This window comes from Aquimarina litoralis, from assembly GCF_019295435.1.
Lineage (GTDB): Bacteria > Bacteroidota > Bacteroidia > Flavobacteriales > Flavobacteriaceae > Aquimarina > Aquimarina litoralis_A.
This window is the reverse complement of record NZ_WEKL01000018.1, coordinates 1-16,318: the sequence shown is the minus strand read 5'-3', so window position 1 is coordinate 16,318 and position 16,318 is coordinate 1. Positions and strand designations below refer to the sequence as shown.

At 32.7% G+C, this 16,318-nt stretch carries 12 protein-coding genes; 9 read left to right on the top strand and 3 right to left on the bottom strand.

Annotation, left to right across the window (positions count from 1 at the left end; all coding sequences use genetic code 11):
• Position 1 precedes the first annotated feature (1 nt).
• On the bottom strand, positions 2-814 hold the full coding sequence (locus GBO31_RS11225; protein WP_219008437.1) for a DUF1338 domain-containing protein: 813 nt from the start codon (positions 812-814) through the stop codon (positions 2-4).
• 161 nt (positions 815-975) lie between these two features.
• Here GBO31_RS11225 and GBO31_RS11220 point away from each other — a divergent pair, with 161 nt between their 5' ends.
• The 5 genes from GBO31_RS11220 to GBO31_RS11200 all read left to right on the top strand — a co-directional run bounded on the left by GBO31_RS11220 (position 976) and on the right by GBO31_RS11200 (position 7,553).
• Positions 976-1,455: an Lrp/AsnC family transcriptional regulator gene (locus GBO31_RS11220; RefSeq protein WP_219008436.1), complete on the top strand. Its 480-nt coding sequence runs from the start codon at positions 976-978 to the stop codon at positions 1,453-1,455.
• Entirely contained in the window at positions 1,452-4,373 is a 2,922-nt protein-coding gene (locus GBO31_RS11215; RefSeq protein WP_219008435.1) for an FAD-binding and (Fe-S)-binding domain-containing protein, read from the top strand. Before GBO31_RS11220 ends, GBO31_RS11215 begins: the two co-directional genes overlap by 4 nt.
• 104 nt (positions 4,374-4,477) lie before the next feature.
• Positions 4,478-5,032, top strand: coding sequence for a DUF4494 domain-containing protein (locus tag GBO31_RS11210; RefSeq protein ID WP_219008434.1), 555 nt, complete (start codon positions 4,478-4,480; stop codon positions 5,030-5,032).
• A 138-nt stretch (positions 5,033-5,170) separates the two neighbouring features.
• Positions 5,171-5,731 carry a hypothetical protein gene (locus GBO31_RS11205; RefSeq protein ID WP_219008433.1) on the top strand — a complete coding sequence of 187 codons (561 nt, stop codon included), beginning with the start codon at positions 5,171-5,173 and terminating at the stop codon, positions 5,729-5,731.
• A gap of 163 nt (positions 5,732-5,894) precedes the next feature.
• Complete coding sequence (locus tag GBO31_RS11200) at positions 5,895-7,553, top strand: serine hydrolase (protein ID WP_219008432.1); 1,659 nt, start codon at positions 5,895-5,897, stop codon at positions 7,551-7,553.
• Between the two features lie 173 nt (positions 7,554-7,726).
• Here GBO31_RS11200 and GBO31_RS11195 read toward each other — a convergent pair whose 3' ends face one another.
• On the bottom strand, positions 7,727-9,037 hold the full coding sequence (locus GBO31_RS11195) for an esterase-like activity of phytase family protein (RefSeq protein WP_219008431.1): 1,311 nt from the start codon (positions 9,035-9,037) through the stop codon (positions 7,727-7,729).
• 57 nt (positions 9,038-9,094) lie between these two features.
• The gene (locus tag GBO31_RS11190; RefSeq protein ID WP_219008430.1) at positions 9,095-9,949 is read right to left on the bottom strand and encodes a UDP-2,3-diacylglucosamine diphosphatase; all 855 of its coding nucleotides are present in this window, start codon (positions 9,947-9,949) and stop codon (positions 9,095-9,097) included.
• Positions 9,950-10,310: 361 nt separating this feature from the next.
• Between GBO31_RS11190 and bglX the strand changes: the two genes are divergently transcribed.
• The 4 genes from bglX (at position 10,311) to GBO31_RS11170 (ending at position 16,130) form a co-directional block, all read left to right on the top strand.
• Positions 10,311-12,602, top strand: a complete 2,292-nt coding sequence (gene bglX / locus GBO31_RS11185) for a beta-glucosidase BglX (RefSeq protein ID WP_219008429.1) — start codon at positions 10,311-10,313, stop codon at positions 12,600-12,602.
• A gap of 10 nt (positions 12,603-12,612) precedes the next feature.
• Positions 12,613-14,532 carry an NADP-dependent phosphogluconate dehydrogenase gene (gene gndA / locus GBO31_RS11180; protein WP_343211310.1) on the top strand — a complete coding sequence of 640 codons (1,920 nt, stop codon included), beginning with the start codon at positions 12,613-12,615 and terminating at the stop codon, positions 14,530-14,532.
• A 2-nt stretch (positions 14,533-14,534) separates the two neighbouring features.
• Positions 14,535-15,878 (top strand): GntP family permease, encoded by a 1,344-nt coding sequence (locus tag GBO31_RS11175; protein ID WP_219008428.1) that lies wholly within the window; start codon positions 14,535-14,537, stop codon positions 15,876-15,878.
• A 102-nt stretch (positions 15,879-15,980) separates the two neighbouring features.
• Positions 15,981-16,130 (top strand): hypothetical protein, encoded by a 150-nt coding sequence (locus GBO31_RS11170; RefSeq protein ID WP_219008427.1) that lies wholly within the window; start codon positions 15,981-15,983, stop codon positions 16,128-16,130.
• Positions 16,131-16,318: the final 188 nt, after the last annotated feature.

The window sequence follows — 16,318 nt, the reverse complement described above, 5'->3', positions numbered from 1 at the left end:
ATTATACCTTCTGAAGTTTCATATCCGTACTTTCGAAAATCTTATCAGCAGAATTAGCAATGAACCCTTTAAATAAACTTCCATTTTCTTGTTGGTAACGATAAGCAAATTCATAGTAACAAGAAGTTACCTCTTGAGTTCCTTCGATAAACTCCATCTCGATTTTATCAGCGAGAATGCTAGATTGTTCTAAAAGTTGTTCTGGAGTACCTTTGATTTCTCCACCAGATGTATTCATGACAAAACTATTCTCTTTTAGAAATTCATTCAGACTTTCTAAATTAGAAAAACCTCTAAGTTTATTTACATCTACGGTAAAATGATTGGAGCAGAATCCATTCACATACATCCATGCGGCATATTCTGATTCTGATTGTAAAGATTGGTATACTTCATAAGAAGGAGTCTCCCATACGCGACCTCTTAAGATTAAATCTTCCTGATTAAAAATTTCTTGATTACAAGAATCTAGTAAATCTTTAACTGTCGATTGTAGTTCTGCAGAGAAATGTTTAGTCAATAATTGGCTAATGAAAATTTTAGGAGCATCAGGGTTTTCTAAATTTTCATAATGTTTAGCATATAATTTTTTAGCTTCAAAATGATATTCACCCATTTCTGTATATCCCATCGACAAAAAAGGTTTGGCGATTACTTCTATATCAGTTCTAGAATCATCGAAAGTTCTAATGGCGATATGATCATTATAAACGGTTTCGTTAGCTTCTTCTAATAATGACCTTACTTTATATGCAGAAGGCGTTTTACTTGCATATTGTTTCCATAGTGCTGAGAAAAAAAGTGTAGAATTCATTTTTTATCTGTTTATTTTTGATGTAAAAGTACTACATTTGACTAGTTTTATTAATAAATAGAATTGATTTAACTGTTAGTTAAATTCTTTTATGTCAAATTGATTTTACTTCCAAAGTGGGTTCTTTGTATAAGTAGAGATCTTTTAAAATTCTAATGATTATGAATCATTTTGATTATATCGACCAACAAATTTTACTGCAAATCCGGAAGGATGCTAGAAAACCATTTTCTCAAATCGCTGAAGAACTAAAAATTTCTAATTCATTAGTACATCAGAGAATTAGAAAGTTAAAGGAAAATGAGGTAATTGATAAAGCAGAGTTTGTTATTGATGAAAAACGGATTGGATACAAAACAAAATCCTATGTAGGGATTCGATTGAAGGAAGCCAGGTACGCTAAATCCGTTGTAGACGATCTTGCCAAGATACCGGAGATTTTAGAATGTAATTATGTGTCTGGGAACTATGCTCTTTTTATTCTAATCTTTGCTTATGATAACCATCATCTAAGAAACATCTTATATGAACAGGTACATCAGATTGAAGGAGTAGCGGGTACGGATAGTTTTATTTGTTTTGACACAAACTTTAAAAGACAAATCACTTTAGATTCATTGGTAAAGGGAAAACAAGCATGATATTAGCAGAAGACCTAAATACTTTAAAAGACAAGTTAGAAGGAGAATTAGCTTTTGATGCGCTAACAAAGTCGTTATATGCCACCGATGCATCTGTTTATAGAAGAATTCCCACTGCTGTTACTTTTCCCAAGCATATAGAAGATTTACAAAAAATCATCAAGTTTGCCAATGATAAAAAATGTGGTTTAATTCCTAGGACAGCTGGAACTTCTTTAGCAGGGCAATGTGTTGGTGATGGAATTGTCGTTGATGTATCTAAACATTTTACTAAGATCATTTCAGTAGATACATTGAAAAAAACGGTTACTGTACAACCTGGAGTTATTAGAGATGATCTCAATAGATTTTTGAAACCGTATGGACTTTTTTTTGGCCCTAATACATCAACATCCAATCGATGTATGATCGGTGGAATGGTCGGAAATAACAGTAGTGGAACTACCTCTATTCAATATGGAGTTACTAGAGATAAAGTAATAGAATTACAGACACTTTTATCAGATGGTAGTGAAGCAATTTTTTCCAATCTGTCAAAAGAAGAATTTGAACAAAAGACAAAAGAAAATACATTGGAGGGTACAATATACAAAGCTTTGTATGAAGAGCTATCTCCAATAAAAGTACAGGAAAATATAGTAGAAAACTTCCCAAAACCGGATATTCATAGACGTAATACGGGATATGCAATAGATGAATTGATTCAGTCAAATGTATTTTCTGATAAGAATAGGGATTTTAATATGTGTAGTTTACTTTCAGGTAGTGAAGGAACATTAGCATTTACTACTCAAATAACTCTACAGCTTGATGAACTACCTCCAGAAGAATCTTTAATGATTGCATCACATTTTCACTCTATTGAAGATTGTTTATTAGCGGTAGCTCCAGTTATGAAACATTCATTATTTACTTGCGAAATGATGGATAAAACAATTTTGGATTGCACAAAGAATAATGTAGAACAGCTTAAAAATCGCTTTTTTATAGAAGGTGATCCAGAAGCAATTTTACTGTTAGAATTGAGAGCTGATAATTTAGAAAATCTTAAAAAACAAAAGTCGGCACTTCTACATACCATAAAAAAATCCAAATTATCATATGCAGATCCTATTTTATCTGGTAATGAAATACATCAGGCACTAGAATTGCGAAAAGCAGGATTAGGACTACTAGGTAATATTGTTGGAGATAAAAAGGCTGTAGCTTGTATCGAAGATACCGCGGTAGCACTTCCTGATTTAGCAAGTTATATTTCAGAATTTACTGATTTGATGAAGAAATACGACCAAGAAGCCGTGTATTATGCGCATGCCGGAGCAGGAGAATTACATTTACGACCTATTTTGGATCTTAAAAAGAAGTCTGATGTTGTGCTGTTCAAAAAAATAACGGATGATGTAGCTGCTTTGGTCAAGAAATATAATGGATCTATGAGTGGCGAACACGGTGATGGAATCGTAAGAGCTGGATATATTCCATTTATGATCGGCGAGGACAATTATGAAATATTAAAGCGAATAAAAAGAGCTTTTGATCCAAATCATATTTTTAATCCCGGAAAAATTGTGGATGCATTTCCTATGGATGAGCAGTTGCGTTATGAGATTGATAGAAAAGAACCAGAAATAGAAACCTTATTAGATTTTACGGATTCGTTAGGTATTCTTCGTGCAACCGAAAAATGTAACGGAAGTGGAGATTGTCGAAAATCAATAGAAGCTGGAGGAACTATGTGTCCAAGTTATAGGGCGACAAAAAATGAAAAAGATACCACTAGAGGTAGAGCTAATGCTTTGAGAGAAGTACTTACCAATAATACTAATGTCAATAAATTCGATAAGAAGGAATTAAAAGAAGTTTTTGATTTATGTATAAGTTGTAAAGGATGTTCTTCAGAATGTCCTTCTAATGTAGATATAGCTTCATTAAAGGCAGAGTTTGAGTATCAATATCAAAAGTCCAACGGTGTTTCATTGCGAACAAAACTATTTGCTTATAACAATAAGTTAAATGATGTAGGTAGAATTTCTACTGGACTTACCAACTTCTTTTTCAAGAATAAAGTAACTTCTGGTATACTTAAATCTGCTTTGGGAATAGCTAAGAAAAGAGAATTACCACAATTAAGTAAACAGTCTCTGAGAAAATGGTGCTATCATAACCTAGAATCATTACAACCCAAAAATCCAATAAAAACAGTATACTTTTTTATTGATGAGTTTACGGATCATTTGGATACTTCAATAGGAATTGACGCTCTAGAGCTATTAACAGGTTTAGGGTATAAAATACAAATCGCTAATCATAAAGAAAGTGGAAGAGCATTTATATCTAAAGGATTATTAAAGCAAGCCAAAGAATTAGCTAATCATAATGTCAGTTTCTTTAAAGGGCTAATTTCTAAAGAAATGCCTTTGATAGGTTTAGAACCCTCCGCTATATTAACGTTTAGAGATGAGTATTTACGATTAACAGATAATAGGGAAGAAGCGAAAGAACTCTCACAAAACGTTTTTCTCATTGATGAATTTCTGAAATCCGAAATTGAATTAGGAAATATTACCAAGAATCAATTTACTGATGAAGAGAAGGTGATTAAGTTACATGGACATTGTCATCAAAAAGCCTTATCCAATATTCAAACAACCTTTGTATACTTAAATCTTCCTGAAAACTTTAAAGTAACTATTATTCCATCAGGTTGTTGTGGTATGGCAGGATCTTTCGGATATGAAAAAGAACATTATGACGTAAGTATGCAAATTGGTGAGCAAACCTTGTTTCCTGCTATAAGAAAAGCTCCAGTAAATACTGTTATTGCTGCAGTAGGGACTAGTTGTAGACATCAAATAAAAGATGGGACAGAGCGTATTGCAGAACATCCAATCAGTATTTTGAGAAGTGTTTTGGTTTAATAGTTTGATAATCAGTATTTTTTAAAATTGTGAATATCTAATACTAAAAATCGTATCAAGAATTTTTTTTAAAATTTATATTTGGCATCCTAAAAAATGAAAATATGAGTGCTACTTGGTATGAATGCAAAGTAAAGTATAGAAAAATAAATGATTCTGGTGTTCAGAAGGTTACTACAGAACCTTATTTGGTGGATGCCGTATCATATACAGAAGCAGAAACTAGAATTAATGAAGAAATGTCTGCGTATGTAAGTGAAGAATTTATCATCACAAACATTAAGGTTGCAAATTTTGCTGAAATCCATCCATTTGAAAATTCGGATCGTTGGTTTAAATCTAAAGTATCTTTAATCGCTTACGATGAGGAAAGCGGAAAAGAGAGAAAAACAAATATGTACTTATTAGTACAAGCAAATGACGTAAAAGAAGCCTTCGATAATACAAATAGTGTAATGAAAGGTACCATGGGAGATTATACAATCCCAGCAATTGCTGAATCTCCAATTATGGATGTGTTTCCTTATTTTACAGGAGAAGAAGAGCAACTAGAAAGATTTAAAGCACTTCGTGATTCAATTCAAACAGTAGAAGAAGTAGAAATCGATGACAGTGTTCCGGTAGCACCAGGTTTTATTGGAGTAGAAGAAGAGGAGTAGCATCCTTATAAATGAATAAGCTAAAAGTTTTTGTATTGTGCATTAAACAGCATACGTACAAAAACTTTTTTGTGTTTATAGGGTAACAATTTTTTTTGTTGTTGATATAGGGGTGTAAAAACCTAAAAACTTAAAACAATGAAAAATCTAATTTTAAACAATGTAGTACTATTCTTAGTTGTAGTTACACTTATAGGATGTGCTAAAGATGATGAAGTTATTGATCCAGCTGCTTTAGAAGCGGAAGAATTAAGAGAACAAAGAAAATTATTAAATGAATCCGTAGCATTCTTAATCAACACAGACTCCATTTTAGCAGAAAGAAAAATCCAAACCGTAGAAGTGGTACGTTTTGATAGTGATTACAAAGCTTTAGATGCTTATGATGTTGATGGAAAAAGTTTTGTGGATAATGGAGAAGGCTTCGACGCGGAGAAAGGAGATGGTATCTATACTGCACAAGTAATCTCTGAACAAATAGATGTTTTAGAAGCAAAATTAGCAACAAATGAACAATTTAAGTACGAAGAAAGACTAGACGGATTACTGGAAATAAGAAAATTGAAAATCAAAGTAAAAATAAAATGTCGTGCAACTTCTAAACAAGAAGGTGAAAGTTTATTCGGATTTTCATGTGAAAAATGGGGAGGATGCGTAGAATTAAAAGATTGTAAGGTAGAAATTGAGATCGAATCTTAAGGTATCGTTTAATTTCTGGTTAGTTAGTTTGTATAACCCTAAAGGCTTTAGGTCTTTAGGGTTAATTTTTTTGAACTTTTTGGTAACTTATTTTTTAATTGATCGTCATACAATAACAACAACCTATTAAAAAGTAAGCTTAATCAATCAAAATACGAATCACATGAAATCATTTCAAAAAATTACAGCCTTAGTAGTATTATATGTATGTACTACATTTTCTATAAATGCCCAAAACTTAGAAAAACAAATCGATGATATTGTTTCTGAGGCTTATGTTGAAAATGAACCAGGTATTTCAATTCTTGCAGCCAAAGATGGAAAAGTGGTTTATCGTAAAGCCTTTGGGAAAGCAAATTTAGAATTAGATGTTCCTTTAAAACCAGAAAATGTATTCGAAATAGGATCTATTACCAAACAATTTACTGCGGTTGCTATTCTTATGTTAGAAGAACAAGGAAAATTAAAAATTGAAGATGATATCACCAAATACATTCCTGATTACCCAACAAAAGGAAAGAAAATAACGATTCACCACTTGCTAAATCATACTTCAGGAATAAAAAGTTATACAGGAATGCAAAACTTTTTGGAGTTAACCAGAAAGGATATGACACCTACTGAATTGATCGATGTATTTAAAAATGAACCTATGGATTTTGATCCAGGAGAAGAATTTAGATACAATAATTCTGGATATATTCTATTGGGATATATTATAGAAGTGATTACAAAAGATACTTACGAAAACTTCATAGAAAAGAACATTTTTGAAAAGATAGGCATGAAAGATTCCTATTATGGTAAAATGAGTCAGTTGATCAAAAATAGAGCTGCTGGATACAAACAGGATAAAGATTCTTTTCTGAATGCAGATTATTTAAGTTTAACATTACCATATGCTGCAGGATCGCTAATGTCTACGGTAGATGATCTATTAAAATGGCAAAATGCTATTAGCGCTAATACCTTTATTAAGAGAACAAGTTTAGAAAAAGCGATTTACGGATCTAAGTTAAATAGTGGTGAAGAGATTAACTATGGTTATGGTTGGGGTAAAACAAAGTTACAAGGAGCTAAAGGATATGAACACAGTGGTGGAATTTTTGGATATACTACAAATGGTATTTTTCTTGAAGACGAAAATGTATATGTAATAGGTCTTACTAATTGTAATTGTAAGGATGTTGGAGATGTGACTAGAAAAGTAGCTGCAATGGTAATAGGAAAGCCAATTCCTAATAAGAAAGATGCAATTTCGGTAGCAGAAACAACATTAAAAAAATGGGTAGGTGCGTATGAATTTAATGATGGTGTAATACGTCATATTAAATTAAAAGAAGGCAAGCTATATAGTCTTAGAGAAGGAGAAAATTCTAGAGAGTTTGAAATTTATCCTATGAAAGATGGATCGTTTATTTTTGATGATGGAACGATTTCATATACGTTTTCATTAACTAAAGAAGGAAAGCGTCAAACTGTTTTTAAAACATCTAGTGAAAGCTTTACCGGAAAAGGAATTGACAAAGCGCCACCAGCTGAAAGAAAGGTAATTGCGATAGCCGCAGATATTTTAAAAACCTATATAGGTACTTATGAATTACAACCGAATTTCTTCATAGAAATTACTGTAGAAGGAAGTTCCATATTTGCTACTGCTACGGGACAGCCCAAATTTGAAATTTTTGCAGAAACTGAAAGTCATTTTTTCTTAAAAGTAGTACCAGCAGAGATTACATTTAACAAAGCAGATGATGGAAAAGTTGAAAGTTTAACCTTAAATCAAGGAGGCAGAAAAATGCCTGCAAAAAAAGTGAAATAGTAATTGTATTGGAATTTTATGGATGATAAATGTTCTTAATTCATATGAACAATATCATTTTTAGACTAATTAGTAAAAAAGCGGAGTAGCATACTATGGTTTCTACTCCGCTTTATTGGTTATAATTAAGTTAATAGGGACTTAATTTAGATATGAATAGTTGGTTAAATTTCTTAATTGTTTAATGGCGTATCTAATTTGATCATGTATAAAGAACTAGCATCTATTTTTGGTTCATTTCCAGGAAGCATCTTTTGTTCAATAACACCGTTATCATCTTCATCTGTAACCGCAAAGTCATCATCATTGATGCAGCCTAATGTGTGGTTGTCAATTAGCCAAATACCTTCTAGTTTATCATGAGGATATCCTGTTTTTTCTACTAAATCAGCAACCAAAGTTTTAGTTACTGTTACAATTCCTGCACTCTCAATTTCTGGCCAAGTAGATTGTTCTAGAGTTTTCCCATTTAGTAGCAAACCAAATTCATCTTCGTCATTTGCAGAACTTACATCTGTTGCATTAGAAATATCAATTTTGTATAGATGCTTTTGTGCAACGCCTTCTCCAGAAAATTTACCGTCTCGTTCAATTACTAAAAATTCTGTAGATGATAATCCAATGATTTCTGAATTGGATAAGTTAGCATCTTCTTGTCTATATAAGTACTGTTTTGTCTTTCCAGTTCGCAGATCAAATACTAAAATTCGAGTAAGATCAGTTCTGATACGTTCAGGATTATACATCGTAGATTGCATAATACCTATTAATTTTGTTTGATCAGGTGTTATTCCTAATCCTTCCATTCCTCTATTGGGTCTTCTCTTCGCAAAAACCGCAGGAATTTTTCTACCTCCATTACCCTCATTAATACCATAAGGAGAAATACGTTCTAATTCTATACCATTTGCAGAATAATGAACTATATGCGGCCCATATTCGTCAGATACCCAAAAACTACCATCATGTAATGCCACTAAACCTTCAGCATCCAATCCAAAATCATCAAAAGGTAATTGGTTTCCCTCGATGTCATAAGGAATCTCTCCGGTAGCTCCTTTTCCTTCAGGATTAGGAATCCCAGAAATAGGATTACCATTAGGGTCTTTTAAAAGGATTTCTTTTTTCAAAATAACTTCACCATCGGAAGTAACTGCAAACAATCCAATTCTTGGAGTATAATCTGCAACCGGGAATTTTTTTCCGTCTAGAAAATCTGTGTTAGGACCTCTATCRGTTATCGCATAAAATTCACCTCTTCTTCTTGGATGAGCAGTCGCTGCAGAACCATAACCACCATTTCTAATTTCTACACCTTCTTCTGTAGTGGTTAATACTTCAAAAGGAAGTTCATATTGTATATTTTCTTCTAAAACCAATTGTGGTGGAACGGATATTGGACTGCCAGAAACATCATCTAGATATTGACAAGAAGCAACAAGAATAAGTACTGTGCAAAGTAGCACTGTCTTTAGAGTTTTCATAAGTTTTAAGTTTAGTTATGTAATTAAGAAATTGTGTGAATTCTTTTTTGTAAGCAATCAGATCTTTTTTTCAATGAATGAATTCAAAAGAAAAGAAGGTTGTAATCCTTCTAGATCTATAGAAACATTTTCAATCTCTTCATGTAGTTCATCGGCATACGCTTCTAATTGCTGTTGCTGGTAATGGACAAGTTTCCATTCTTTATCATGATACTCTAATGAAGTAAGATTTTCTATCCAATCTCCAGAATTTAAATACAAACATGATCCGTTCTTATCTTCATATATTCTCATTTGTGGTTGATGGATATGTCCACAAACTACATATGAATATTTATTCTGAATAGCCAATTCTGCAGCAACTTCTTCAAAATCATTGATATATTTCACTGCTTTTTTGACACTGTTTTTAATTTTTTTGGAAAGAGAAAATTTTTCTCTCCCAAGACGAACCAGAAACCAATTAATAAATTGATTTAGTAGTATTAGCATATCATATCCCCATCCACCTAGTTTTGCCAACCATTTAGCATTCTGGATAGAAGCATCAAAAATATCTCCATGAAAAAACCATGCTTTTTTACCATCTAGTTCTAATACCAATTTATCTACCAGTTTAAAATTACCCATAGTAGTATCACTAAATTTTCGTAACATCTCATCATGATTACCTGTAATGTAAATTACCTCAGTACCTTTAGAAGCAAGTGTGATAATCTTCTTTAAGATTTTGAGATGAGGTTTTGGGAAATATCGTTTTCTAAATTGCCAGATATCTACGATATCTCCATTAAGGATAAGTACTTTTGGTTTGATACTATTTAAATAGTTCAGTAATTCTTTTGCATGACATCCAAAAGTTCCCAAATGAACATCAGAGATAACAACGAGGTCTACGGTGCGTTTCTTCATAAAAATGACTTACTCCTACAAATAAACTAGGAATCTGTTAAAAAATAATTAACCGATTATAAGCATATTGTTATCTGTATTTGAAGATTTTAACTCATTATTACCAAAACATTAAACAGCTATTATTATCAAAAAGTTGTAAACACATATAAAATTCAAGAATTGTTTGATATTCGTATCAATTTGGCAAAAAAAATGTCGTTTTATTTAGGATAATACTTCTATATACTTTCTTAACATTCCTTGAATTGCTTTGTTTTGCTTTTTTCTTATCACAAAGTATCTATAAATTCGTCATCAAAATCTTAACAGTTTTCTTACTGAAATAAGATCAATTTCTTTACACTAATTCAAATAAACTATGGGCACTTTTTCAAGGAAATTTTATGATAGACATTGGGTAATGTTTGCCATTATTATTTTGGTAGTATCCTGCAAGTCTAAAACTAATGATACCGTGAAAAGAAGTGATACCAATATTGATCCCATAGAAGCTAAGATTGATAGTGTATTATCTAAAATGACCTTAGAAGAGAAAATTGGACAAACCGCGCAGAGAGGAAAATCAAGCAGAGTAAAAGAATTACCTAAAGATTTAAAAGATGCTGTTAGAAAAGGACAAATTGGTTCTTTTCTTAATATCATGAATAAAGAGGATGCTAAAGAATTACAACGAATAGCCGTAGAAGAAAGCCCTAGTAAGATACCATTAATTTTTGCACGAGATGTAATCCATGGTTTCAAAACAATTTTCCCCGTTCCGCTAGGGCAGGCGGCTTCGTTTAATCCTTCAATAGTTCAAGAAGGATCTAGAATTGCGGCTATCGAAGCGAGTACCTATGGTATACGATGGACCTTCGCTCCAATGCTCGATATTTCCAGAGATCCAAGATGGGGAAGAATTGCAGAGTCTGCTGGTGAAGATCCTTATCTGACTAGTGAAATGGCAAAAGCATATATCAATGGATTTCAAGGAGAAGATTTAGCATCTCCAACAAGTATGGCTGCCTGCGCTAAACACTTTATAGGGTATGGAGCTGCTGAAGGAGGAAGAGACTATAATACTGCTAATATCAATGATAATTTGCTTCATAATGTATATTTGAAACCTTTTAAGGCTGCTGTAGATGCTGGTTCAGCAACTTTTATGACAAGCTTTAATGATCTTAATGGGATACCAGCTTCTGCAAATTCCTATGTTCTTAAAGATATTTTGAGAGAAAAATGGGGTTTTGATGGATTCGTAGTAAGTGATTGGAACTCTATTAAGGAAATGGTAAATCATGGATTTGCCAAAAATGAAAAGCAAGCAGCTGAAAAAGCAATAAATGCCATGTTAGATATGGAAATGACAAGTACTGCTTATCAAGATCATTTAAAAGAATTGATAACAGAAGGGAAGTTTTCAGAAAAAGAGTTGGATGTTATTGTAAAGAATATTCTTCGTGTCAAATTCAGATTAGGCTTGTTTGATAATCCATATTTTGATCCAGATGATACTGTTTTATATGCTAAAAAGCATTTAGCATCTGCACAAAGAGCTGCTGAAGAAAGTACCGTATTACTGAAAAATAAAAATGAAGTATTACCTATAAACGCAAAACAAAAAATTGCAATTATTGGTCCATTAGCAGATGCTCCGCATGAGCAGTTAGGGACTTGGACATTTGATGGAGAAAAAGAACATACGATTACGCCACTGAAGGCTTTTGAAAATGATAAACAATATTCAGTAAAGTACGAGAGTGGATTGTCTTATAGTAGAGATAAATCTACGGAAAATTTCCAAAAAGCTATTTCCATTGCAAAATCATCCGATGTAATTTTATTTTTTGCAGGAGAAGAAGCAATTCTATCGGGAGAGGCGCATAGTAGAGCAAAGATTAATTTACCAGGTGCGCAAGAAAAATTGATCAATGAGCTTCATAAAACAGGAAAACCTATTGTATTGATTTTAATGGCTGGTAGACCGATAACATTAGAAAATATAAAAGACAAAGTAGATGCTATTCTAATGGCTTGGCATCCAGGAACCATGGGAGGTCCTGCTTTGAAAAATATCATAACAGGAGTGGTATCTCCTTCAGGAAAATTACCAATTACCTGGCCAAAAGAAGTAGGACAAATACCAATTCATTACAATCACAAAAATACAGGAAGACCAGTGATTCCTGAAGAATTTGTGCAAATGGACTCTATCCCTATTGGAGCTTGGCAAAGTTCATTAGGAAATACATCACATTATCTAGATGCTGGATTTTTACCTGAGTATTCCTTTGGTTATGGATTAAGCTACAGTAATTTCACGTATTCTAATGCTATTATTTCAACTGAGACACCAAAAATGGGAGATACGATTACGGTGAAAGTAACCGTAAAGAACGAAGGTGATCAAAAATCAAAAGAAACAGTTCAATTATACTTCCGTGATATGTTCGCTAGTATTACAAGGCCAGTGAAAGAATTGCTTAGGTTTGAAAAGATAGCATTAGATCCAGGAGAATCGAAAGAAGTTTCCTTTATATTTTCAACAGATGATGTTGCGTTTTATGGACCTGATAAAAAGTGGATAACAGAACCTGGAGATTTCAAACTTTGGGTAGGAGAACACGCTACGGACGAAAGTAATGAACTTAAATTTACATTAGAATAAATTAGTTTTTGTGAGTCTTGATGCTATGGTGTATATTGTATTTGGAGTTTCTGGAAGCGGAAAAACAAGCGTAGGAAAGGCTTTAGCAGAGTATTTAAATATCCCATTTTACGATGCTGATGATTTTCATCCAGAAGTAAATATTCAAAAAATGTCTGATGGGATTCCTCTTGATGATGAAGATCGTGAACCTTGGTTACAATTATTAGCAAAAAACATTACCGATTGGAACAGGAAAGAAGGAGCTGTATTAGCTTGTTCTGCTTTAAAAGAATCTTATAGAGATACTTTACAATCTATAGATTCAAAATATATAAAATGGATTTTTTTAGATGGAAGTTTTGAGTTAATTGCTAATCGATTAGAAACACGGAAAAATCACTTTTTTAAGAAAGAGATGTTGGTTTCTCAATTCGAAACTTTAGAAAAACCTAAAGAGGGTATTTCGATAGAAATTGATAAAAGTATTGATCAAATCATAAATGAAATTACATCAAAATTGAAAATAAATACATCAGAAATAGGATTGATCGGATTGGGAGTTATGGGTAAAAGTTTAGCTAAAAACCTTTTATCTAAAAACTTTAAACTCTCAGTTTATAATAGGCATGTAGATGGTGTTGAAGTAGATGTAGCTAAAAAATTTGTAGCAGAACATTCTGAATACAAGCAGCTATTAGGTTTTGATGATTTACAAAAATTCGTGGATTCTATAGAACAACCAAGGACTATCATGGTTATGGTTAATGCTGGAAAACCGATTGATTTAGTGATAGATGCCTTAATACCTCTTTTATCTAAAGAAGATTGTATTATTGATGGAGGAAATTCTCATTATAAAGCTACTTTAGAAAGAAGTGAAAGATTAGCTGAAAAAGGAATTCATTTTTTAGGGACTGGTATATCTGGAGGCGAAGAAGGTGCTTTGAAAGGCCCTTCGATTATGCCTGGTGGTGCTAAAGTTGCTTATGAGAGATCTGGTAAATTTTTAGAGGCTATTGCTGCAAAAGATAAAAACAATCTTAGTTGCTGTACGTATATTGGTCCAGATGGATCAGGTCATTTTGTGAAAATGGTACATAATGGTATCGAATATGCAGAAATGCAGCTTTTAGCAGAAACATATCAGTTATTACGATTTTATCTCGGTAAAACACCCATTGAAATATCTAATATATTTAAGAGTTGGATACAAAATGGTGCAAAAAGTTATTTGTTAGAAATAACTTCAGATCTTCTATTAAAAAAAGAAAAGGATGATTTTTTAATTGATAAAATCTTAGATAAAGCGGGACAAAAAGGAACAGGAGGATGGTCTACAGTTGCTGCCTTAGAGCTAGGAGTTTCTTTACCTACCATCTCAGAATCGGTAATGGCCCGTAATGTCTCAGGGATAAAGGCAAAGAGAGTTCATGCTTCGGAGATATATCAATTAGGCAAGAAACAATTTTCTTCTAATGAAACAACATTTATTGAGCATTTAGAAAAAGCTTTTATTGCAACTAGTATTATTAATCATCATATCGGTTTTGAATTAATCAATGAAGCATCCATAACACATAATTGGGAGCTAAATCTTTCAGAAATTGCTAGAATATGGACCAATGGATGTATTATCAGAAGTATGCTGATGGAACAAATTTCTCAATTGTTTTTCAAGAAAAATGATACTTCTTTGTTATTATTCCCAGAAATAGTAACCACAATGAAATTAAATATAGATGCTCTTTCTGAAATTGTTGGTACTGGATTAAAAGCAGGAATCGCTATGCCCGTTCTTTCATCAGCGATTAACTATTTTTATGGGTATACTTCTTCACAATCTTCTGCTAATATCATACAGGCGCAACGAGACTATTTTGGGGCACATACCTATCAAAGAGTGGATAAACCACTGGATCAATATTTTCATACAAACTGGAAAAATTAATTATGGATTACCAACTATTAATTGCAGTAGGTGTAGGAATAGCTGCCTTACTTTTTATGATTCTCAAGCTTCGAATACAAGCATTTATTGCTTTATTGATAGTTTGTATCGTTGTTGGAATTATAGCAGGATTACCAGCAGAAGATGTGCTTAATAGTATTAAGAACGGAATGGGAGGTACGCTAGGGTTTGTAGCAACTGTAGTGGGATTGGGAGCATTGTTTGGGGGATTATTGGAAAATTCTGGCGGTGCACAAGGATTGGCAAATTATATACTGAAATTAGCAGGAGAAAAGAATGCTTCATGGGCATTAATGATTACGGGTTTTATCATAGCAATTCCTGTCTTCTTTGACGTTGCATTTATTATTTTGATTCCAATTGTCTACGCTATCACTAGAAAAACAAAGAAATCTTTATTGCTGTATGCAATTCCATTATTAGCGGGTTTGGCAATTACTCATAGTTTTATTCCACCAACACCAGGACCTGTTGCTGTAGCAGATATATTAGGTGCAAATCTAGGTTGGGTAATTGTTTTTGGATTTTTAACAGGAATTCCTGCAGCAATTATTAGTGGCCCTATGTTGGGTAAATATCTTTCAAAGAAAATCATACTTCCTATCCCAGAAACGGAAGTATCTAATGTAGAAGTACATGATACTCCAAATCCAATTGGAATTATTGGGATTATCATGTTTCCGATAGTGCTGATTGTTTTAAAAACAGTTTTATTAGGAGATTGGTTTGATCATAGTCAATTTCCAAAAACAGTCATTTATACAATTACCTTGTTAGGACATCCTTTTACAGCATTAATCATAGCCAATTTGATAGCCTGGTATTTTTTAGGAATCAAAAGAGGAGTTACAAGAGATGATTTGTTGAAAATTTCAATGAAATCTTTTAAACCTGCAGGAGCTATTATATTGTTAACTGGAGCAGGAGGCGCTTTTAAACAAATATTAGTAGATACTAAAGCAGGAGAACTATTAGCATCGTCACTGCAGAGTTCATATATCCATCCATTGTTATTTGCATTTATTGTTGCTGCACTCATTAGAGTTTTACAAGGTTCTGCCACTACAGCCATGATTGCAGCAGCAGGGATCACCTCTCCAATTATTATGGCAGGTGATTTTAGTAGTTCACAAATCGCACTCTTTGTGATTTCGATAGCTTCTGGAGCAACAATATTATCTCATGTAAATGATAGTGGTTTTTGGTTAGTAGGTCAGTATTTGGGAATGACAGAAAAGCAAACCTTTCGTTCCTGGACCGTAATGACAACACTGATCGCGATTACAGGAGTAGTGATGTCTTTGATATTGTGGTATGTTTTTTAAGAAACAAATCTTGTTATTGAAGTGTTAACTACCTATTGTAATTAGGTATAATCATATGAAAACACATAACTTTAGAGATGTTATTTTAATAATTAAGGACTTATGAAAACATTAAAAGAAATAAGGAACTCATATCAGGAATTAGGAAGAGATCAACAAAAAACAATCCAAGGAGGTAATCAAACGTCTGTGGTAATTTGGTGCAGAATGGCTATTACAGATGAATGTAATCCAGATCATTCAGATTGTTAATACTAGTGAATATACTTCTGAGTTTAATACTATGATCAAACCCGGAAGTATATATTTCACATCTAAATTTCCTTAAAAGATTCCATACGATGAATCGTAGATAGAATGGTTTTAATATTCTCATCTAATTCCTTTTCTCCACGGATTTCTAATAATTCGCATTTTAAAAGATGAAACCAGTCTAAATG